This is a genomic window from Micromonospora sp. NBC_01412, assembly GCF_045040215.1.
Taxonomy (GTDB): Bacteria; Actinomycetota; Actinomycetes; order Mycobacteriales; family Micromonosporaceae; genus Micromonospora; species Micromonospora rubida.
Window position 1 is genome coordinate 6525533 of sequence record NZ_CP109528.1, and the last position, 21447, is coordinate 6546979.

Below are 21447 nucleotides of genomic sequence, written 5' to 3' on the forward strand. Positions count from 1 at the left end.
AGCGTACGGCACGGTGAGTCCGAATCATATATCTAAACATCTATGCCTCCTGGCCCTAGCATCTGTGTCAGGCAGATACAAAGTTGTCGGTCGATGTGTCACAAGCCCGTCGGCTGGGGATCGCAAGGAGGCTGGAGATATGACAGGATCGTCTCGGCGCCGTTGGCGCCTTGGAGTGGCGGCCACCGCGGCCACCACCGTGGTGGCCCTCGGGACACCGGCGATGGCGGCTCCGGCGGAGGGGGAGATCCTCCACGCGGGGGCTGCCACCGCCGTCGCGGAGTCGTACATCGTGGTCTTCAAGGACACCGCGGTGACCCGTTCCCTGGTCAGCGACAGTGCCAAGGACCTCGCCGCCCGGCACGGTGGCACGGTGGCCCGGACGTACCAGAACACGGTGCGTGGTTTCGAGGCGCGACTGTCGGCACAGCAGGCCCGTCGACTCGCCGCCGACCCGGCGGTCAAGTACGTCGAGCAGAACCGCACCGTGTCGATCGCGGGCACCCAGACGCCCACCCCGTCCTGGGGCATCGACCGCATCGACCAGCGCAACCTCCCGCTGAACAGCACCTACACCTACCCGAACAACGGCGCGGGCGTGCGGGCGTACATCATCGACACCGGCATCCGGTTCACCCACAGTGACCTGGGCGGCCGGGCGATCACCGGGTTCGACGCCATCGACGGCGGCAGCGCCGACGACGGCAACGGGCACGGCACGCACGTGGCCGGCACCGTCGGCGGAACCGCCCACGGGGTGGCCAAGGGCGTCACCCTGGTCGGGGTGCGGGTGCTGGACAACGCCGGTAGCGGCACCTACGCCCAGGTCATCTCGGGCATCGACTGGGTGACCGGGGACCACGACCCGGGCGAACTGGCCGTGGCGAACATGAGCCTCGGCGGCCCCACCGACCAGGGGTTGAACGACGCGGTCGCCGCCTCGATCGCCGACGGCGTCAGCTACGGCGTCGCGGCCGGCAACGAGACCACCGACGCGTGCACCAAGTCGCCAGCCAGCACCCCGACCGCGATCACCGTCGGCGCCACCACCTCCACCGACGCCAAGGCCAGCTACTCCAACTACGGCACCTGCCTGGACATCTTCGCCCCCGGAACGTCGATCACCTCGGCCTGGAACACCAGCGACACCGCGACCAACACGATCAGCGGCACGTCGATGGCGGCCCCGCACGTCACCGGCGCCGCCGCGCTGGTGCTCGCCGCCAACCCGTCGTACACCCCGCAGCAGGTCCGCGACAAGCTGTACAACGACGCCACCAGCGACGTGGTGACCGGCGGTGGCACCGGCTCGCCGAACAAGCTGCTCTACACCGGCAACATCATTCCGCCGACCCAGGACTTCGGCATCGCCGTGGCTCCGGCCAGCGGGACGGTCAACCCGGGCGGCTCGCTCACCGCGACGGTCAGCACGACCACGACGATCGGCAGCCCGCAGACGGTGGCCCTGACCGCGTCCGGCCTGCCCGCCGGCGTCACCGCGAACTTCAGCCCGTCGTCGGTCACCTCGGGCGGCTCGGCGACCCTGACGCTCAGCACCGCCGGCACGGCGGCACCGGGCACCTACTCCGTGACCATCGTCGGCACCGGCCCGGTGACGACCCAGAGCACCTCGTACGCGCTGACGGTCAACGGCCCGCCGGGCTGCTCGCAGACCAACGGCACGGACGTGTCGATCTCGGACAACAGCACGGTGGAGAGCTCGGTCACCATCTCCGGCTGCGCCGGCACCGCCTCGGCGGCCAGCACGGTCGCGGTGGACATCGTGCACACGTACATCGGTGACCTGGTGGTGAGCCTGGTCGCGCCGGACGGCTCGGTCTACGCCCTGCACAACCGGACCGGTGGGTCGACCGACAACATCAACCAGACCTACCCGGTCGACCTCTCCAGCGAGACCAGTAACGGCACCTGGCGGCTGCGGGTGCAGGACGCGGCCTCCGGGGACGTCGGCTACATCAACAGCTGGACGCTCAAGCTCGACGGCGCCGTGACCCCGGGTTGCAGCGGCACCAACGGCACGGACGTGACGATCTCCGACAACAGCACGGTGAACAGCACCATCGCGATCACCGGCTGCGCCGGCAACGCCAGCGCGACGAGCACGGTCGCGGTGAACATCGTGCACACCTTCATCGGTGACCTGGTGGTGAGCCTGGTCGCGCCGGACGGCTCGGTCTACACCCTGCACAACCGGACCGGTAGTTCGACCGACAACATCAACCAGACGTACACGGTCAACCTCGCCAGCGAGACCCGCGCCGGCACCTGGACGTTGCGGGTGCAGGACGCCGCCGCCGGGGATGTCGGCTACATCAACAGCTGGACTGTGACCCTGTAACACCACGCCGACCGGTTCCCGCCGGTCCCGACGTCCGGAGCTCCGGCCCAGGCCGGAGCTCCGGATCGACGCGTGCGGCACTGTTCGGGTGGGTCAGGCGGCGCCTCCGTTGACATACAGCACCTGGCCGTTGATCCAGCGGGCCGCGCCGGCGAGGAAGGACACCACGTCGGCGGTGTCGGTCGGGTCGCCGAGCCGGTTCATCGGCGACATCGCCGCCATCCGGGCGATCATCTGCTCGTCCTTGCCCTCGAGGAAGAGGGCGGTGGTGGTGGCGCCGGGCGCGACCGCGTTCACGGTGATGTCGCGCCCCCGCAGCTCCCGGGCCAGGATCAGGGTGATCGAGTCCATCGCGGCCTTGCTCGCGGCGTAGGCGGCGTAGCCGGGCAGGGACAGTCGGGGCGTCGTGCTGGAGATGTTGATGATCGCCCCTCCGGGGCGGACCCGGCGGGCCGCCTGCTGGTCGACCACGAAGGTGCCGCGGACATTGGTGCGGTGCACCCGGTCCAGGTCTGCGAGGTCCAGTTCGGCTATGGGGGAGTGGATCACTATCCCGGCCGAGTGCACGACGACGTCTATCCCGCCGTACGTTCGCTCGGCGGTGTCGAAGAGGTCGGCCACCGCGAACTCGTCGGCGACGTCGGCCTGCACCGCGACGGCGTCTCCGCCGGCGGCGATGACCTCGGCCACGGCCTCCTGCGCCTCGACCTTGCTCGTGGCGTAGTTGAGTACAACCGCGTAGCCGTCCGCCGCCAACCGTTCCACGACCTGCCGGCCGATTCCGTGGGAGCCGCCGGTGACGATCGCGACGCGCTGCGAGACGGTCATGATTAGCTCTCCTTGATCCTTGAGGGGCCGTCGCGGTGGGGCTGCTCCGGAGACCGGATTAGATCAAACGAAGACCTTTGATGTGAACCGCCACCCCACCTGCCTCTCCGGCTTGCTCCGCCGGGCACCGGCTGAGCGCCTCTCACGGCGTGCCTCGCCGTATCGCTCGTCGAGGGCGGCGATCGTGGCGCCCAGCGACGAACTCCGCGGTCACCGGCGTGGCTTCTGGCCATCCGGCGAGAGTTAGGATCCGCGTGCGTTGGGTAGGCGGCGGGCGCCCCTACCAGCGGCTGTGGAGGTCGTATGACGGCGATCAGCGCCTTCTTCGAGCAGTTGACGGACGTTGGCAGCGATCCACGGTTCTGCAAGGTGCGCGGTACCGTCCGGTTCGACATCCGGGACGGGGATCGGGTGGAGCAGTGGCTGCTGGATATTGATCATGGGCGGCTGCGGGTGACGCGGGGCGCTGACCCCGCCGGGACCGTCATCACCACGTCTGCGGAGGTCGCAGATGCGATGGCCCGGGGTGAGCTGAACGGCCTCGCCGCGATCACGCGGGGCGAGATCCTGGTCGACGGGGACCTCGGCCTGGCGCTGCGGATCGGTCGGCTGTTCCCGGTGCCGCCCGCCGCACAGCGGCAGGCAGTCCCCCATCGCGGAGGAAAGTGACCCGATGGAGGACACTCCGGGCACCGTGTCGTGCATCGATGGCAGCACCTTCATCGTGTCGGACGCCAGTGGTGATGTGGACGCCTCGCCCGCCACCCCGGTCGGGTTGTTCGCCGCCGACACCCGTTTCCTGTCCCGATGGGTGCTCACCGTCAACGGGGAGCGGTTGACCGCGCTGTCGGTGGATGACAGCCAGTACTACGAGGTGGCGTTCTTCGTGGTGCCGGGCGGGCGGGTCGACTACGTGGAGGCCGACGTGTCGGCGATCCGGCGGCGGCGGATCGGGCCGGATCTGACCGAGTCGCTGACGGTGTTCAACTACGGCGAGCAGGACGTCGACCTCGACGTGCGGTGGGAGGCGGCGGCCGACTTCGCCGACATCTTCGACATCAAGTTCGACATCCGCGACAAGGCTGGCAGCTACTACACCCACGTCGGGCCGGACGAGTTGCGTCTGGGCTACCGGCGCGGCACGTTCCAGCGGGAGGTGTCCGTGTCGGCGAGTGAGCCGACCACCTTCGATCCGCGAGGTCTCCGGTTCAGGCCCCGGGTGCGTTGCGGACAGCAGTGGTCGACGCAGCTGCGGGTGGTCATGCGAGCGCTGCGCCCGGATGGCCACGACCTCCGTTCCGCGCTGCGGACCCTGCGCCCGGACGAGTCCACCCTGCCGGAGAGCGTGCGCGCGTGGGTCGCGGCGGCCCCGCAGCTGGACACCGAGAACACCGCGCTGCAGCAGGTGTACCAGCGCAGCCTGGTGGACCTGGCGGCGCTTCGCTTCGCTCCGCTCTCGCTCGGTGGCGCGACCGTACCCGCGGCCGGGCTGCCCTGGTTCATGACCCTGTTCGGCCGGGACAGCCTGCTCACCTGCCTGCAGACCCTGCCCTTCACACCGTCGCTGGCCCCGCCGACGTTGCGGATCCTCGCCTCGCTGCAGGGCGCCCGGACCGACGATGTCCTGGAGGAGGACCCCGGCCGGATCCTGCACGAGTTGCGCTACGGCGAGTCGGCCGCGTTCGAGGAACAGCCGCACTCGCCGTACTACGGCACCGTGGACGCCTCGCCGCTGTTCGTGGTGCTGCTCGACGAGTACGAGCGGTGGAGCGGCGACGCGGCGCTGGTGATCGAGCTGGAGCAGGAGGCCCGAGCGGCCCTGGCGTGGATCGACCAGTACGCGGATCTGACGTCCACCGGCTACGTCTGGTACGAACGACGCAACCGGGTCACCGGCCTGGAGAACCAGTGCTGGAAGGACTCCTGGGACAGCATCTCCTACGCCGACGGCAGGCTGCCGGGTTTCCCCAGGGCCACCTGCGAGGTCCAGGGCTACGCCTACGACGCCAAGATCCGCGGGGCGCGGCTGGCCCGTACGTTCTGGGGCGACCAAGCCTTTGCCGACCGGCTGGAACGCGAGGCGGCGGCGCTCAAGGACCGGTTCAACCGGGACTTCTGGATCGACGACCGCGGCTACTACGCCCTCGCACTCGACCGCGACGGCACCCCCGTCGACAGTCTGTCCTCCAACATCGGGCACCTGCTGTGGAGCGGCATTGTGCCGCCGGAGCGGGCCCCGCAGGTCGCCGAGCACCTGATGAGCCCGGCGCTGTACTCCGGCTGGGGAGTACGCACCCTGGCCGAGGGGCAACGCCGCTACAACCCACTCGGATACCACAACGGCACCGTGTGGCCATTCGACAACTCGTTCATCGCCTGGGGCCTGCGCCGCTACGGATTCGCCGCCGAGGCCGGCCGCATCGCCGAGGGCGTCATCGCCGCCGCCGCCTACTTCCAAGGTCGGCTTCCCGAAGCCTTCGGCGGCTTCGCCCGCGACACCACCCGATACCCGGTCCGCTATCCGACCGCCGGCAGCCCCCAGGCATGGTCCAGCGGGGCGTCCCTGTTGCTCCTCCGGACCATGCTCGGCATCGACCCCCACGAGAACCATCTCGTCGTGGCCCCCGCGCTGCCACCCAGTTTCAGGCGGATCGCGCTGCTGGACATCCCCGGCCGCTGGGGCAGGGTCGACGCCTTCGCCCGCCACCGCCCAGAGCATCTACCGCCCAACGACACCGGCCACCATCTCGCACCCGCACTGGAGTAGGCCCCGCGGGTGGTCAGAACTCCCTCCCGGCGGATCGTCAGGGGGTCACCGCATACGCTTGCGCCGCGCTCCGGCGGCGCAGCCTGGCGCGTGTCACGGCCTTGACGAGTTCGCTGGTCAACAGGATCGTGGCTCCTACCGCCACGCATGCCAGCCACTGGCCGGAGGTGAGGTCGACGGTGTCGAAGAAGCGGCGCAGGGGATCCATCTCGACGAGCAGGACCACAAGCACGACGACGACCGCGACGGCGATGAACGCCGACGGGTTCCGCAGTGTCTCGCGGGCGAAGACACTGCGGCTGAAGTGCCGGACGTTGAGCAGGTTGAACACCTGGAAGAACACGAAGGTGACGAAGGCCATGGTGCCGGCGACGGTGGCCAGCCCCGGCGCGGGGTCGGGGCCGGGTGCCAGCACCAGAACCGCGAGGGTGCCGGCGGCCATCACCGCACTGGCCAGCAGGATCCGCCCGAGCCGGTGCCGGGTGAGGATCCGCTCGCCTGCGGGCCGTGGCGGCCGGCTCATCGAATCCTGACTGATCGGGTCGACGCCGATGGACATCGCCGGTGGGCCGTCCATGACGAGGTTGACGAAGAGGATCTGCAGGGCGGTGAACGGCGTGCCGCCGGCGATGCCGGTCAGCGACGCGACCAGGAACGTCAGCACGAAGCCGAACGCGGTCGACACCTGGAAGCGCGTGAAGTTGACGATGTTGTCGTAGACGCCGCGGCCCTCGCGGACGGCGCGGACGATGGTGGCGAAGTTGTCATCGGTGAGGACCATCGTCGCGGCCTCGGTGGTGACCTCGGTCCCGGTGCGGCCCATCGCGATCCCGATGTCCGCCCTGCGCAGGGCGGGGGCGTCGTTGACCCCGTCGCCGGTCATCGCCACCACGTCGCCGCGGGCCTGCAACGTCCGAACGATGCGGATCTTGTGTTCGGGGGAGACGCGAGCGATCACCCCGATGTCGTCGAGTCGGCGGGCCAGCTCGGCGTCGTCCTCGATCCCGTCGAGGTCCGTGCCGCTCACCGCCTTCCCCGGGATGTCCAGTTCGGCGGCGATCGAGCCGGCCGTGACGACATGATCCCCGGTGATCATCCTGACGCGGATGCCGGCGGCCCGGCATTCGGCGATGGCCTGTCGCGCCTCGGGCCGGGGCGGATCCACGATCCCCACCAGCGCGACCAGGACCACCCGATCGAGCATGTCCTTGGGATCATCGGTGGGTTTGAACCCGTCCGCCGGAAAATCCTGCGCGCCGACCGCGAGCACCCGCATGCCCTGCTCGGCGAGCATCGCGTTGCTCTGGTCGTAGTGGGCCCGGGCGGCGTCGTCGAAGGGCAGGATCCCCGTGCCGCCGAGGTGGCGGTCGGCACGGGCCGCCAGCACGTCCGGGGCGCCCTTGACGAAGGACCGGACCGTCTCGCGGCCGTGCTCGTCGGTCCATTGGTGGAACGTCGCCATGAACTTGTAGTCGGCGTCGAACGGAATCTCCAGCAGCCGGGGGCGCTCGCGGCGCAGGACGGCCACGTCGATGCCGCCCTTCTCGGCGAGCACCACCATGGCGCCCTCGGTGGGGTCGCCGACCAGGTCGCCGTCACGCAGCACGGCGTCGTTGCACAGCGCCATGGCGACCAACGCCTCGTCGAGGGTCCCGGGCAGCGGCGATCCGTCGGTGGTGCGGATCCGCCCGTCAGTGCGGTAACCCTCCCCGGAGACGGTGAACCGCCGGCCCGCCAGCAGTATCTCCCGGGCCGTCATCTGGTTCAGGGTCAAAGTGCCGGTCTTGTCGGTGCAGATCTGCGAGGTGCTTCCCAGCGTCTCCACCGACGCCAGCCGCTTCACGATGGCGCCGCGTCTGGCCAGCCGACCGGTGCCCATGGCCAGGGTGAACGCCACCACCGCGGGCAGCCCCTCCGGGATGGCGGCCACCGCCAGCGAGACCGCGCTGATGAACAGGTCCCCGAAGTCCTGCCCGCGCACCAGGCCCAGAATGAACACGATCACGATGACCGCGCCGGCGACGAGGGCCAGGGTTCGCCCGAGCGTGTCGATCTGGCGCTGCAACGGCGTCGGCCCCGGCTTCGCCTGCTGCAGCATGCCGGCGATGCGGCCGGTCTCGGTCGCCATTCCGGTCGCGGTGACCACGGCCGCCCCCCGGCCCCGGGTGACCATGGTGTTCATGAACAGCGCGGTCGCCCGGTCGCCCAGCGGAGCCCGCTCGTCGATCTCCGCGTCCGCCGCCTTCGCCACCGCCTGCGCCTCGCCCGTCAGCGACGACTCCTGCACCTCCAGCGAGGCCGACCTCAGCAACCGGCTGTCGGCGGGTACCCGGGCGCCCGCCTCCACCGCGATCACATCGCCGGGCACCAACTGCGCGGCGTCCAGGCGTACCAACCGCCCGTTCCGGCGAACCGTCGCGGTCGTGACCAGCATCCGCCGCAACGCCTCCAGCGACGCCTCCGCCCGCGACTCCTGAACGAAGCCGATCGTCGCGTTGAACAGCACCACCACGGCGATCGCGGCCGGTGTCTCCCATTCCCGACTCACGATCAGGCTGACCAGCGCCGAGACGAGCAGAATCAGGATCAACGCATCCTGGAACTGCCGCAGGAACGCGCGCAACCGCGACTCCCGCGCCGCTTCGGTCAGCCGGTTCGGACCGTGGCGCTCCAACCGGCGGGCCGCCTCGTCCGACGACAGGCCGGTCGCCGGGTCCACAGCCAACTCCCGCACGACGTGCTCGGCGGGAACGGCGTACCAGGCGCGCGCCTGCGTCGCTGACTGAGCCATTGCCTCATTGTTCCTGGCCACAGCCCTCCGCACCCCGCAAAGATCAAGACTGCTGTGGCGGGCATCGGCGACTGCGGTGACCCGTATCGTTTCGTCGGCCCGGGTCCGCTCCAAGCGTTCCCGGTCGCCGGGTGCTGGATCGGGATGGCGTCGGGGCGGGGAGCGTCAGCTGCCGGCGGTGGTTCCCCGGTGGTGGAGGATGGCCACGGGAGAGTGCGCGTGTTGGAGCACGGCGTGGCTGACCGAGCCGAGCAGCAGACCGGCGAGCGCGCCTCGGCCGCGGGCTCCGACAACCACCAGTTGGGCCGTCTTCGACTCCTCCACCAGCACCCCGGCCGGGGAGCCCCGCGTCAGCCGCTGCTGGACCGGCACATCCGGGTACTGCGCCGCGAAGCCGGCGACGGACTCGGCGAGGGCGCGTTCCTCCTCCGCGGCGAGCGCCTCCAGGTCGTACACGAGCGGCAGAATGTCACCCGGGCCGAGCGGCGCCGGGTAGAGCCAGGTGTGCACCGCCACCAGCGGGACACCCCGGCGGGCCGCCTCGTCGAACGCGAACCCGACCGCCTCGGTGGAGAGTTCGGAGCCGTCCACGCCGACCACCACCGGGCCGTCGGCGCGCGACTCGCCGCGCACCACGAGCACCGGGCACGCCGCGCGGGCGGACAACTGCACAGTGGCCGAGCCGATCAGCAGCCCGGCGAAGCCGCCCAGGCCGCGGCTGCCCAGCACCAGCAACGACGCGTCGCGCGACTCGGCGAGGAGCACCGGAGCCGGCGAACCGTCGACCACCGCGCCGGTGACCACCACCTCCGGGGCGATCCTGCCGGCTTCGGTCACCGCCTCGGCGACGTACCGCTCGGCCTGGTTGCGCAGCCCGGCGCCGGCCGGGGCGCCGGGCGCCGGATCGACCGTGACGCGCATCAGCGGCCAGATGAACGCGTGCACGATCCGCAAGGGCCGCCGACGGCTGGCCGCCTCCCGAGCGGCGGTGCGGACCGCGTCCAGCGCGATGGCAGAACCGTCGACACCCACCACGACGGGGGCACTGCTGTCCATGACAGCTCCCTTCCTTCGGCTCCTGCTGTCCCAACCGCCCTGGATCAGGCTGGTGACCCAGCGTACCCAGCTCGCGGGCGGTGACCCGCCGCCGGCCCCGACCGGGGTGACCTGCGTCAACTCGGGCCGTCGCCCGTCGTCGATGTCGGTTGTGGCCACCGGTGAGCCTCCACGAGGCCGGGTGGGGTGCCGGGCCCGAAGCCTCCGGCACCCCACCCGCGGGCTACCGGGGGGCGCTGCCGAACGCGCTGGACAGGTACGCCCGGGAGTCGGCGATGGCTCCCTCGATGATGCGGGCGGCTTCCCGGGCCTCCTCGGGCCGGTGACCGGCCTGCACCTGGAGCCGGAACCGGGACGAGCCGGTCGGCGTGACCGGGAACTCCACCATGAACGCGAGGACCCCCCGGTCGAACAGCAGCCGGTTCGCGGTTCGGGCGAGCTTCTCGTTGCCGATCAGCAGCGGGACGATCGGCGAAGGCTCCCCCATGCAGGTCAGGCCCCGGCTGGTCAGCTCGTCGCGGAGCGCGTGGATCGCGGTGAACAGCCTGGCGCGCAGCGCGTCCCCCTCGGCGGACCGGATGATCCGGGTGGCCTCCCGCACCACCGCGGTCTGCACCGGGGAGAGCGCGTTCGAGAAGAAGTGGCTACCGCCGAACATCTTGATGTACTGCTTCAGGGCCGGCGAGCGGGAGGCCACGAAACCGCCGTTGGAGCAGAACGTCTTCGAGAACGCGCCCATGACGATGTCGACCTCGCCGAGCAGGTTCTGCGTCCCCAGCACGCCCGTACCGCCCGGCCCCATCGAGCCGAGGTCGTGCGCGACGTCGACCAGCAGGGTGGCGTCGTACTCCCGGCAGACCCGCTGGAGGGTCACCAGGTCCGGCCAGTCGGCGTCTACTGAGAAGAGGCCGTCGGTGACCACCAGGATGCCGTTGCGGGTGTCGTGCGACCGGATGTCGACCAGGTGCTGGCGGACCGCCTCGACGTTGAGGTGCTCATAGCGCACCACGTTGCGGGTCGCCGCCCGGGCGCCCTGCTGGAGGCAGGAGTGCGCGAGCCGGTCGATCAGCACGTGGTCGGACTGGCGGACCAGACCGACCACCGCGCCGAAGCCCGCCGCCCACCCGGTCGGGAAGAGCGTCACGTGGTCGAGCCGCAGCAGATCGCCGAGGGCCGCCTCGAGGTCGTCGGAGATCAGGGTGTTGCCGAGCACCATCGGCGAGCCGGCGCTGTGCGGACCGTAGTCGCGCATCGCGCGGGCCGCCGCCTCCCGGATCGCCGGATGGGTGTTGAACGACAGGTAGTCCTGCGAGTTGAAGTTGATGCCCCGGGTCCGCCGGCCCAGGTCGTTGGTGATCTGGGCGATGCTGTCCGGGGCCGCCTCCAGCACCCGGGAGTACTGCCAGGTCTCCGTACGGCGGCGGGCCTGCACCCAGCCGTAGAAGTCCTCGGTGCGGGCGAGCAGGTTCCGGCCGGCGGGGCGGTAGAAGTCGTAGGCGTTCTTGTCCAGCGCGTACTCCTCGTCCGGGTCGACGGGGTTGCGTAGGTGGGCCGGCTCCCACATCTCCGTCAGGTCTGCGACGATCTGGGCGAGTTCGCCGTCGGCCCCGGACCGGTCGAGGGTCGCGAAGTCGTCCCACGGGATGTGGGCGGCCCAGTTGCGGGTCATCTCGGAGACCTCGGCCGCGGTGCGTGCCATGGCTTCGACGTCCCCGTGCTGGGCCGCGTGCAGGATGACCTCGATCAGCTCGCCGTCGTCACGCTGGTGCAGGTCGGTGGTGGTCACGGTGTCGGCTCCCTGGTGCGGCATCAGGCGAAGAGGTTCTGCTGGTACATGCGGGACGTCGCGGCGAAGTCGTCGAAGACCGCGTAGCCGGCCGAGGACTCCTTCGCGGCGTCGTTGAGCAGGAAGAGGTTGGACGCCTGGAAGAACTCCGAGACCGGCGCGACGTCGGCGTGCGTGGCGATGAACCGGTCGGTCTCCTCCTGGTTGCCGCGCAACGCGACGAACAGTTGCAACTCGTCGTGCCGGTACGGCCGCATCTCCGCGAACGTGCACACGTAGTCGTAGTAGGCGGCGGCGTTCTGGCTGCGGCGGCGGCCCTCGTACGCCGTCATCGCCTCGTCGATCGGCACCTCCCCGGTCAGCCACCGGTCCAGGGCGGCACTGACCAGCTCCGCGTCGCGGAAGGCGTGGGTCATGCCGATGGCGGTGCACTGGTCCTTCGCGGACTCGGCGTCGCCGACGAGCACCCAGCCGGGCCCGTGCAGCGGCCGGAGGAAGGCCGACTGGTCCAGGGTGCCGTAGATCCGCTCCTCCCGCGTCCCCCGGGTGCGGACCACCTCGCCCAGCTCGGGGCTGACGAAGTCCAGCGCCCGCTGGTAGTTGCCCGGCACGTCGGCGCGGAACTCCCGGGACCACTCGCTCGGCCCCCAGACCAGGACCATGTTCTGCCCGAAGTTGGTCGGCACCGCCGCGCAGCCGAGCCGGCCACGCCGGTGGATCTGCCCGGAGCCGAGGTCGAAGCCGGACCAGTAGCTCCAGTAGGCGAACGTGCACCGGGGCCGCTCGTCGTACTTGGGCAGGTCGAGGGCGCGCGCGACGAACGAGTTCCGGCCGTCGGCGCCGACCACGATCCGGGCCCGCTCCTCGAACACCTGGCCGTCGGCCGCTCGCCCCCGGACGCCGACGACCCGGCCGTCCTCCACGATCAGCTCCCGTACGGTGCAGTGGGTGCGGACCTCGGCGCCGGCCTTGGCCGCGGCCTCGACGAGGATCTCGTCCAGCACCCGGCGGCGGACGGAGGCGTAGCTCTGCACCACGCCCGAGTCGTCGCCGTGCAGGTCCCGGAAGTGCTCGCGCAGCAGGCCCGCCGGCACCGATCCGGTCAGTCGGATGCCGTCGTTGACGATATCGATGGTCGTGTGCGTGGGGGTGACCGCGGTGACCTGGTCCAACAGGCCCCAGCGGTTGAGGTAGGACATCCCGTGCGGCCACAGGAAGTGTGTCGAGATGACGTCGCTGGGGAACGACGACCGGTCCACCACGAGCACCCGGTGCCCTTGCCTGGCGAGCAGCAGGGCGGTGGAGGCGCCCGCGCAGCGGGCGCCGACCACTATCGCGTCGTACATGATTCGCAGTTCCTCCGATGGGGGATTCGGCTGCCCAGCCGGCCGACAATCCGGCGCGGCAGCGACCGGTGCGGCCCGGCAACCGCCCAGAAGGTCGCCGGCCGAGCGGGATCAGACCGCCACCGTACACAGTGGACTCACAGGGGCCGCCGAGCGGTCGAGGTTGTTGCACCGGGGAATTTCCGCGCTTCCAGGCGGGCCCCCGAGGGGGCCCGAAGCGCACCCGGGCCGATCGCGGACCATGCCTGACCGCCCCGCGACCGGTTCGCGACGCCACGGTTCCCACTCAGGTCGCAAACCGATTGCGTCCCTGCGCCAGATGGCGCGGCGGCGCTGCTCCCGCAGGCTGCCCTAAGGGCATTCGGGTGACGCCGAACGGACCTCCTCCGGACACCCGAGAGCCTCGGAAGGCAGCAGATGACCATGACCCACGATGACGCACCCGGACGACTCACCTCACGAACCCGCCCACCCCGATCCGGGTCCCGCCTGCCGCGCCGCGCGGCGTTCCTGGCGACCCTGTTCGCCGTCGCCGCGACGGCGCTCGCGGGCTGCGGCGCCGGCACGTCGCCGGCCAACCCGGCCCCGCCCGTCGGCGCCCCGGCCGCCCCCGGCGCGTCGACCGACCCGGCCGCCCTGAACAGCAGGGACGTCAACGCCTGGCTCGACGGCCTGCTCCCGGCCGCACTCGAACGGACCGGCATCGCGGGAGCCTCGGTCGCTGTCGTCCGCGACGGCAAGATCCTCACCGCGCGGGGCTACGGCCACGCCGACACGGGCACCGACGGCGGCGCGGTCCCCGTGCCCGTCGACCCCGACCGGCACCTGTTCCGGGTGGGATCGGTGTCGAAGCTCGTCACCGCGACCGCCGTCATGCAGCTCGTCGAGAAGGGCGACCTCGACCTCGACGCCGACATCCGCGACCATCTCGACTTCACCCCGCCCCGCACCTTCGACCGGGCCGTCACCCTGCGGCACCTGCTGACCCACACCGCCGGGTTCGAGGAGCGGGTCGCCGGCCTGATCGACCTGACGGGCACCGGCGCCGACCTGCGCAAGGCGCTGGCGACCGACCCACCCGAGCAGATCTACGAGCCGGGCACCGTGCCCGCATACTCCAACTACGGCAACGCGCTCGCCGGGTACATCGTCGAGCGGGTGAGCGGAATGCGCTTCGAGGAGTACGTCGAGCGCAACGTCCTCGGCCGCGCCGGCATGACGTCGTCGACCTTCGCCCAGCCGCTGCCGCCGCACCTGCGGGACCGCCTGTCGAACGGATACGGCGACGCCTCCCAACCGGCCGCACCGTTCGAGACCGTCGGCGTCCCACCCGCCGGGGCGCTCAGCGCGCCGGCGACGGACATGGCCCGCTTCATGCTCGCCCACCTCGGCACGCCGGTCGGCGGGACAGCCCTGCTCGGCGCCCCGACCCTAGAACTCATGCATCGGCCGGCGCTCGACGCGGCCTCGCTCGGCACCCTCGCCGACGGCCCCCGGATGACTCTCGGGTTCTTCGAGGAGAACCGCAACGGCCACCGGATCCTCGGCCACGGCGGCGACACCAACTACTTCCACTCCCACCTGCAGATCTTCCCCGATGACCGGGCCGGCATCTTCATCTCGCTCAACAGCAACGGACGCGGCGCGATGGACAGCCACGAGCTGCGGCAGGCGGTTCTGTCGGGGTTCGCCGACCGCTACTTCCCGCCGACGAAGCCCCTGCCGGCCCGGGCCGTCGACGCGGCGGCCACCGCCGAGCACGCCGCGATGGCGGCCGGCACCTACGAGAGCTCGCGGGCGATGCGCAGCACCTTCCTGACCGCGATCGGCCTGGTCGGCCGTACGACGGTGAGCGTCCAGGACGGCGGCCGGCTGCTGTTCGAGCCCGGCCCGTTGTCCGACTCTCCCGCCCGGTACGAGGAGATCACCCCCAACGTCTGGCGGGAGGTCGGCGGGCAGCGCACTCTCTCGATGCGGGTGGCCGACGGCAGGGTGCAGGCGATCGGCTTCGACTCCGCGTTCGCCCTCCTGCCGGTCGAGCCCGCCCGCAGCTCCGCCCTCGCCGTCCCGGTGATCACCACCTCGACCGTCGTGCTCGTCCTCGCCGTCCTGTCCTGGCCGGTCGGCGCGGTCGTCCGTCGCCGCCTCGGCCGCGCCCCCCGCGACCCCGCCGGGCGCACCGCGCGGGTCCTGAGCCACCTCGCCGTCGCCGGTGCCGTCCTCGCACTCGTCGGCTGGGGGGTGAGCATCGTCAGTATCATGGGCCTCCAGGACGTCCCCAGCGCCGCCCTGCGCGCCGTGCAGGCGCTGCAGCTGATCGGCCTGCTCGGTGTGCTGCCCGCCGCCGTCCGGCTCGTCGGCGACATCCGCCGCCGCTCCGGCTGGCACCGGACCGCCGGCAGCGGCCTGATCCTGCTCGCGCTCGCCGGTACGGGGTGGTTCGCCGTCGAGTTCATGCTGCTCGCCCCGGACATCTCCTACTGACCCGCCGACCCGCGACGATCCCCGACGAAGGATGCTCATCGCCATGGCAGACCACCCCGGCGTCGGCCGAGCGCCCGCCGACATCCCCGGCTCGCCGAGACTGACCCGGCGGATCGACGAACGACTCACGAGGCTCGGAGTGACCGGACGGTTCGCGCGGGACTGCCTGCTGGCGGCCGGTGTCACCGTGGCGACGTTCGCGCTGCTGACGACGTTCCTCCGGTTCGCCACGCCCGTCGAAGGGCTCTCCGTCGACCCGGCGCGGGCCCGGGTGCTCGTCGCCGTCGTCTCCGTGCAGGCGCTGGTGCTGTGCCTGCGTCGGGTACGCCCGCGGCTCTGCCTCGGGCTCGTCGTCGGCCTGCAGGTCGTCGTCACCGCGGTGGTCCCGTCCGAAGCGACGGTCCGTGGCCTCGCACCGCTCGTCGCGGCCTACACCGTCGGCACCCTGTTCCCCGTCCGGACGGCGCTGCTGCTGGCCGGGGCGGCCACGGTGGCCGAGGCGTCGGGGGTGGTCGCGGTCACCGCCGGGGTGGCCCCCGACATCCTCGTCACGGCGCTCGGCCACCTCGCGTCGGGAGCCCTGTCCTACCTGGGGGCGACCTTCGTCGGCAGCTACGTCGCCACCCACCGGCGGTACCTGGAACTGGTGCGGGTGCGGGCGGACGAAGCGCTCCGGGCGCACCGGGAGAAGGTGCGGGCGGCGATCGGCGCGGAGCGCGCCCGGATGGCCCGGGAACTGCACGACGTCGCCGCCCACCACCTGTCCGGCATGGTGGTGCAGGCGGCGGCGGTCGAGCGGCTGATCGACCGCGATCCCGCGGCGGCGAAGGCCGGCGTCGCCTGGATCCGCGGGCAGGGCAAGGAGACCCTCGACAACCTGAGGCTCGTCGTGGGTGTGCTCCGGGGACGGTCGGTGAACAGGGGCGGCGCGGACACCGCCGGGCACGACGACGACAACAACGCCCCGGTGCCGGGGCTGGTCAGCCTCGACGACCTCGTGCGCACCGCACGCGACCTCGGCGCCTCCGTCGAGTTCGTCAGGGAGGGACCGCAACGCGAGGTGCCCCCGATCGCCGACGTCGCGCTGTACCGGATGGTGCAGGAGTGCCTGTCGAACGCCCGCCAGCACGCCCCCGGCGCCCCGGTGCGCGTGGAGCTCCGCTTCCTGCCGCGCGAGGTCGCGCTCGGGGTGTCGAACGAACCCGCCACGCGTGGCCCCGAACCCGCGGCGCGGACCGGCGGCGGAGTCGGGCTGGTCGGCATGCGGGAACGCGCCCAGCTGATCGGCGCGCGGTTCGCCGCCGGCCCGACGCCGCCGGGCGGGTGGTCTGTCACAGTGAGGTTGCCGACGGGGCGCGACGACGCGCCCACCGGTTCGACGGCGACGGCCACGAAGGGGGAGGACCCGGCATGATCACGGTGATGCTCGTCGACGACCAGGCGGTCGTGCGGGCCGGTTTCCGCGTCATCCTGGAGCAGGCGGGGGACATCGAGGTCGTGGCGGAGGCGTCCAACGGATCCTCGGCTGTCGAGCAGGCCCGCCGGCTGCACCCGGACGTCATCTGCATGGACGTCCGGATGCCCGGCGGCGACGGGCTCACCGCGACCCGCCAGATCGTCGCCGACGCCGCCGGGGCGCCGCCGGCCGTGCTCGTGGTGACGACCTTCGACCTCGACGAGTACGTCTTCGGCGCGCTCGAGTCCGGGGCGAGCGGGTTCATCCTCAAGGACTGCGAGCCCGAGGACCTCATCGACGCGGTACGCCGCCTCGCCAACGGATACGGGCTCGTCGACCAGGCCGTCACCCATCGGGTGATCTCGGAGTTCGCGCGGCGCAGGCCGGCGCCCTCGTCCGACGCCGCGGCGGCACACCAGCTCACCGCGCGGGAGAGGGAGATCGTGGGGCTGCTCGCCCAGGGCCTGTCGAACGTCGAGATCGCCGGCGAGCTGTTCATCGAGACCAGCACGGTCAAGTCACACCTCGGGCGGGCCATGGCCAAGATCGGCGTACGCGACCGGTTGCAGACCGTGGTCTGGGCGTACCAGAACGGTCTGGTCCCGCGCTGACCGGGACCTGCGCCAGCAGCCGCGACGGTCAGTACATTTGTCATGGGAGATTCGTATTTGTGGATGTATTCGCTAGGCTGGTCCGGCCTGTCCCGCCGGTTTCGCGAATCTTGAGGGGATGATGACCATGATCGAACGGGCCTGTCGTGGGGTGCTGACCGTCGCCGTGCTCACCACGGCCGGGCTGGCCGTCGCCGCGCCGGCGCGGGCGGCGACGGCCGACATCACTGTCACCTCGGCCAGCGCGGTAACCGTCGACCAGCTGCAGGTCAACGGCACGGTGACCTGCACCGGCTCGACCGGCGCCGCGCACATCAGCGTGTCGGCGACGCAGGTCATGCCGTTCTCGTTCGGAATGGCGGCCATGGACGTGCCCTGCGCGAGCGGTCCGGTTGCCTGGGAGATCTTCATCTTCAGCGGGTTCGGGTGGCAGTCCTTCCACCAGGTCACCGTGAACGCGCAGATGACCGACGACGTCCAGGGCGCCGACAGCGACTCCGGCAACTGGTGGGCGTAGGCCGCCGGACCGGCCGACCGTGGCTGGCCGCGCGGCGCGGCCAGCCACGGGGGCGTCAGGTTCCGTAGACCTCGACCTCGTACAGTCGGGCGGCGGTGTCGGTGGTCTGGGTGGCGGTGAGGACGTTCAGGCGCACATACCGGCCGTCCGTCGAGACCTGGTGGCTGGTGATGTCGGCCGTGTTGCCCCTGACCTGCGCCACGGTCGTCCAGGTCGCGCCGTCGGCGGACAGTTGCAGGTCGAAGTCCCTGGTGTTCCACGCACGGTTCTCGCCGCCGGCGCCGGCGTGGTGGATGTCGATCGACCCGACACGGCGGTTCGCGCCCAGGTCGACGCGGAGGGATCTGGTGCCGCCGCTGGCGCACCACTTGTCGGAGCCGCCGCCCGAGGTGCTGCCGTTGACGGCCTTCTCGGGCCCCTCGCTCGCGGCGCACTGGGAGTCCGCGGTGGCCGGCCGGTTCAGTGCGAGATTGGTCTGGTTGTTCGTGCCGTACACCTCGAACTCGTCGATGCGCGCCGCGTTGTTGCCGTTGTTGGTGGGGGTGGTGACGTTCAGCCGGACGAAACGGGCGGGCGCCGCGAGGATCGGGTGGTAGGTCCGGCTCGACCGGTTGCCGGACACCGAGACACGCGTCGTCCAGGCGCTGCCGTCGGTGCTGGTCTGGATCGTGAAATCGCCGGTGTTCCAGCCGGTGGTCTCGCCGCCGAGTCCGGCGTGCTTGACCACGAACGAGCGGACCGTCTGGCTCGATCCCAGGTCGACCTGGAGGAACTTGGTGCCGGCGGCGAGCGAGCACCACTTGCTGGCGCCGCCGAGCCGGCTGTCGAGGGCCTTGTCGGGGCCCTCGTTGGAGTTGCACCCGGCCGACCCGGTGGCCGGCTTCCCGGCGGCCAGGTTGGGGCCCAGCTCGGGGGCGGCGGCCGGAGGAGTGGACCCGTCGGTGAACGACGGCGGCGCGTCGACGGGACTGGTGCCCCACGCCGAGGGTGCGGCTCCCATCGCGTACGACAGTGTCGCCCCACCGGCGAGGTCGCCGTACCGCAGCCAGGTGCGCTGCGTCGCCGAGCCGTTCCGGGACAGGCTCTGCACGTACTGGTTGCCCTGCCCGGCGTTGGTGGCGTTGATCTGGAGGTCACCGGTCGGACGGTCGACCAGGATCGACGGGAAGATCGGCCCGTGCAGGGCCAGGGTGTCCGCGCCGGGGGTGGGCGGATACATGCCGAGCGCGGACCAGACGTACCAGGCCGAGGTCGCGCCGAGGTCGTCGTTGCCGGGCAGCCCGCCGGCGCCGGTGGTGAACGACTCGTTCATGATCCGCCGGACCGCGGCGCTGGTGCCGGCCGGCGCGGCGGCGAAGTGGTAGGCCCACGGCACGCCGTGCTCCGGCTCGTTGCCGATGTAGAAGTACGGCTGCGACTGGCCGCCGTTGGTCTGGGTGAAGTGGTGGTCGAGCCGCTGGATCGCGGTCTGCCGACCACCCATCAGGTTGATCAGGCCGCCGAGGTTGTAGGGGATCATCCAGGTGTATTGCGACGCGTTGCCCTCGACGTAGTTCGACTGGCTGGCCGGGTCGAGCGGCCACGGCCAGGTGCCGTCGGCGTTGCGCGGGTGGACGTAGCCCGACTCGGTGTTGAACACGTTGCGCCACCACTGGGCACGTGCCATGTGGGTGTCGTACGTGGCCGTGTCGCCCAGGGCCCGGGCGAACTGGGCGACCGCGAAGTCACTCGCCGAGTACTCCAACGAGTCGGAGGGGTCGCCGTCGATGTACTGGCGCTGCACGTAACCGCTCTGCCGCCCCCGGACCGGGCTGCCCTGGGTCGTGCCGCCGGCGGAGCTCTTCTTCATCAGCGACAGCGCGGCGGCGGTGTCGAAGTCGCGCACGCCGAACTGGTAGAGGCTGCCCACGACGATCGGGCCGGGGTCCCCGGTCATGACGAACGCCTCGCTGGTGTTGTGCGACCACTTGGGCAGCAGGCCGCCGTGCTGCCCGTCGAGCACCATGGACTTGGCGATGTCGGCTGCCTCGTCGGGTGCGAGGAACGCGATCAGGGCCGCCCAGGAACGGTAGATGTCCCAGCCGGAGTAGTTCTGGTAGACGGGATGGCCGGCGGTGCGGATGACGTTGTCGAATCCGCGGTACTGCCCGTCGACGTCGTTGGACACGTTGGGGTTGATGAAGACGCGGTACAGGGCGGTGTAGAACTTCTGCAGGTCGGTGCCGGAGCCGCCGGTGACCTGTACCCGGTTGAGCATGGCGTTCCACTGGGCGGCGGCCTGGGCGCGCGTCGCGTCGAAGCCGAAGCCGGGTTGTTCGCCGGCGAGATTGGCCTGGGCGCCGGCCTGGCTGACGAACGATATGCCCACCCTGACCTGCACGACGGGATTGCTGGACGTGTCGAAGGTCAGGTAGCCGCCGGAGTTCGTGCCGCTGGTGCTGGCCGAGCCGGCGTTCACCGTTCCGCCCAACCAGGTTCCGATCCCGGTCGGGGCGCGGTCGAACTCCATCCGGTAGAAGATCTGGTAGGTCTTCGCGCTGCCGCAGAAGCCGCCGCCGGTGACGCTGCCCGTCACGGAGGACCCACTGATGGTGACCGAGCCGTTCCGGTTGCCGGTGGCGCTGCGACTGGTGTTGATCAACACTCTGGCCGTGGTGGTGGACGGGTACGTCAGGCGGAGGGCGGCCGTGCGCGTGGTCGCCGTGGCCTCCACCCTCGTGTTGCCGTAGTTGCTGAGCACCGCCTGGTAGAAGCCGGGACTGGCCTGCTCCTGGCTCTTGTTCTGGGTGGCCCGGTAGGACGTCCAGGACGTCCCGGGTGAGGACCCGAGGGCCCCGGTGATCGGCAGGATGCCGAGGTCCTCGTTGTTGGAGCAGCCCGCGCCGTTGAAGTGGGTGAGGCTGAACTCCTCGATCTCGGTGTCGCTGTGGCGGTAGCCGGAGGGCGAGGCCGTCGGTGTGTCAGGGCTGAGCTGCACCATGCCGAAGGGCTGGACCGGGCCGGGGATCGTACTGCCACCGGCGCCGCCGCCCACCGGGTTGGGGGCGTTGCTGTCGTCGGTGCCGATGAACGGATTGACGTACTGCGTGAGGTCGGCCGCCGCGGCCTCGGCGGGCGGGACGACGGCGGCGAGCACGGACGTGGCGGTGATGGCGGCGGCCAGCAGGCCGAGCAGACGGGACGGGCCTGGTCGGTGCATGCTCCGGGTCCTCCTTGGGCGTGGGGTGGCGCCTTCCGGTGACAACCTTTCAATTTACAACTATCAATGAATTGTTCTAAGCCTTGAACTGCTCGGTGTCAACGGGCTCGTCGCCGCCGAGTGCGCTGCCGATCCAGCGCGCGCCGCACGGCGACCACCGGCCACGTGTCCGGCGCAGGCCCGGGGGATTGCGCATCCGACCCAGCCCGCCGGAGCGCTCTCCCGCGCCGTACCATCCGCTTACTGT

General features: G+C 71.1%; 13 protein-coding genes. 7 read left to right on the top strand and 6 right to left on the bottom strand.

Annotation, left to right across the window (positions count from 1 at the left end; all coding sequences use genetic code 11):
* The first annotated feature begins 139 nt into the window (after positions 1-139).
* Positions 140-2359 (top strand): proprotein convertase P-domain-containing protein, encoded by a 2220-nt coding sequence (locus tag OG617_RS28535; protein WP_405096016.1) that lies wholly within the window; start codon positions 140-142, stop codon positions 2357-2359.
* Positions 2360-2452: 93 nt separating this feature from the next.
* Here OG617_RS28535 and OG617_RS28540 read toward each other — a convergent pair whose 3' ends face one another.
* Entirely contained in the window at positions 2453-3187 is a 735-nt protein-coding gene (locus OG617_RS28540) for an SDR family oxidoreductase (RefSeq protein WP_405096017.1), read from the bottom strand.
* A 303-nt stretch (positions 3188-3490) separates the two neighbouring features.
* On the opposite strand from OG617_RS28540, the gene OG617_RS28545 reads away from it, so the two are divergent.
* Complete coding sequence (locus tag OG617_RS28545; RefSeq protein ID WP_405096018.1) at positions 3491-3856, top strand: SCP2 sterol-binding domain-containing protein; 366 nt, start codon at positions 3491-3493, stop codon at positions 3854-3856.
* Between the two features lie 4 nt (positions 3857-3860).
* Positions 3861-5954 carry a glycogen debranching N-terminal domain-containing protein gene (locus OG617_RS28550; protein WP_405096019.1) on the top strand — a complete coding sequence of 698 codons (2094 nt, stop codon included), beginning with the start codon at positions 3861-3863 and terminating at the stop codon, positions 5952-5954.
* Between the two features lie 37 nt (positions 5955-5991).
* On the opposite strand, the gene OG617_RS28555 is transcribed toward OG617_RS28550, so the two are convergent.
* The 4 genes from OG617_RS28555 to OG617_RS28570 all read right to left on the bottom strand — a co-directional run bounded on the left by OG617_RS28555 (position 5992) and on the right by OG617_RS28570 (position 12933).
* Entirely contained in the window at positions 5992-8745 is a 2754-nt protein-coding gene (locus tag OG617_RS28555) for a cation-translocating P-type ATPase (RefSeq protein ID WP_405096020.1), read from the bottom strand.
* Positions 8746-8910: 165 nt separating this feature from the next.
* Positions 8911-9801 carry a universal stress protein gene (locus OG617_RS28560; RefSeq protein WP_405096021.1) on the bottom strand — a complete coding sequence of 297 codons (891 nt, stop codon included), beginning with the start codon at positions 9799-9801 and terminating at the stop codon, positions 8911-8913.
* Between the two features lie 223 nt (positions 9802-10024).
* Entirely contained in the window at positions 10025-11587 is a 1563-nt protein-coding gene (locus OG617_RS28565; protein ID WP_405096022.1) for an aminotransferase class I/II-fold pyridoxal phosphate-dependent enzyme, read from the bottom strand.
* A gap of 23 nt (positions 11588-11610) precedes the next feature.
* The gene (locus OG617_RS28570; RefSeq protein WP_405096023.1) at positions 11611-12933 is read right to left on the bottom strand and encodes an NAD(P)/FAD-dependent oxidoreductase; all 1323 of its coding nucleotides are present in this window, start codon (positions 12931-12933) and stop codon (positions 11611-11613) included.
* 423 nt (positions 12934-13356) lie between these two features.
* Between OG617_RS28570 and OG617_RS28575 the strand changes: the two genes are divergently transcribed.
* The 4 genes from OG617_RS28575 (at position 13357) to OG617_RS28590 (ending at position 18001) form a co-directional block, all read left to right on the top strand.
* On the top strand, positions 13357-15417 hold the full coding sequence (locus tag OG617_RS28575) for a serine hydrolase domain-containing protein (protein ID WP_405096024.1): 2061 nt from the start codon (positions 13357-13359) through the stop codon (positions 15415-15417).
* 43 nt (positions 15418-15460) lie between these two features.
* Complete coding sequence (locus OG617_RS28580) at positions 15461-16831, top strand: sensor histidine kinase (RefSeq protein ID WP_405096025.1); 1371 nt, start codon at positions 15461-15463, stop codon at positions 16829-16831.
* Complete coding sequence (locus OG617_RS28585; RefSeq protein WP_405096026.1) at positions 16828-17484, top strand: response regulator; 657 nt, start codon at positions 16828-16830, stop codon at positions 17482-17484. The genes OG617_RS28580 and OG617_RS28585 overlap by 4 nt, the downstream gene beginning before the upstream one ends.
* 127 nt (positions 17485-17611) lie before the next feature.
* The gene (locus OG617_RS28590) at positions 17612-18001 is read left to right on the top strand and encodes a hypothetical protein (RefSeq protein ID WP_405096027.1); all 390 of its coding nucleotides are present in this window, start codon (positions 17612-17614) and stop codon (positions 17999-18001) included.
* 55 nt (positions 18002-18056) lie between these two features.
* Here OG617_RS28590 and OG617_RS28595 read toward each other — a convergent pair whose 3' ends face one another.
* Positions 18057-21200: a GH92 family glycosyl hydrolase gene (locus tag OG617_RS28595; RefSeq protein ID WP_405096028.1), complete on the bottom strand. Its 3144-nt coding sequence runs from the start codon at positions 21198-21200 to the stop codon at positions 18057-18059.
* Positions 21201-21447: the final 247 nt, after the last annotated feature.

Coding starts and splice junctions, on each gene's coding strand:
- OG617_RS28535 (WP_405096016.1), top strand. CDS start 140: ATGACAGGATCGTCTCGGCGCCGTTGGCGCCTTGGAGTGGCGGCCACC.
- OG617_RS28540 (WP_405096017.1), bottom strand. CDS start 3,187: ATGACCGTCTCGCAGCGCGTCGCGATCGTCACCGGCGGCTCCCACGGA.
- OG617_RS28545 (WP_405096018.1), top strand. CDS start 3,491: ATGACGGCGATCAGCGCCTTCTTCGAGCAGTTGACGGACGTTGGCAGC.
- OG617_RS28550 (WP_405096019.1), top strand. CDS start 3,861: ATGGAGGACACTCCGGGCACCGTGTCGTGCATCGATGGCAGCACCTTC.
- OG617_RS28555 (WP_405096020.1), bottom strand. CDS start 8,745: ATGGCTCAGTCAGCGACGCAGGCGCGCGCCTGGTACGCCGTTCCCGCC.
- OG617_RS28560 (WP_405096021.1), bottom strand. CDS start 9,801: ATGGACAGCAGTGCCCCCGTCGTGGTGGGTGTCGACGGTTCTGCCATC.
- OG617_RS28570 (WP_405096023.1), bottom strand. CDS start 12,933: ATGTACGACGCGATAGTGGTCGGCGCCCGCTGCGCGGGCGCCTCCACC.
- OG617_RS28575 (WP_405096024.1), top strand. CDS start 13,357: ATGACCCACGATGACGCACCCGGACGACTCACCTCACGAACCCGCCCA.
- OG617_RS28580 (WP_405096025.1), top strand. CDS start 15,461: ATGGCAGACCACCCCGGCGTCGGCCGAGCGCCCGCCGACATCCCCGGC.
- OG617_RS28585 (WP_405096026.1), top strand. CDS start 16,828: ATGATCACGGTGATGCTCGTCGACGACCAGGCGGTCGTGCGGGCCGGT.
- OG617_RS28590 (WP_405096027.1), top strand. CDS start 17,612: ATGATCGAACGGGCCTGTCGTGGGGTGCTGACCGTCGCCGTGCTCACC.
- OG617_RS28595 (WP_405096028.1), bottom strand. CDS start 21,200: ATGCACCGACCAGGCCCGTCCCGTCTGCTCGGCCTGCTGGCCGCCGCC.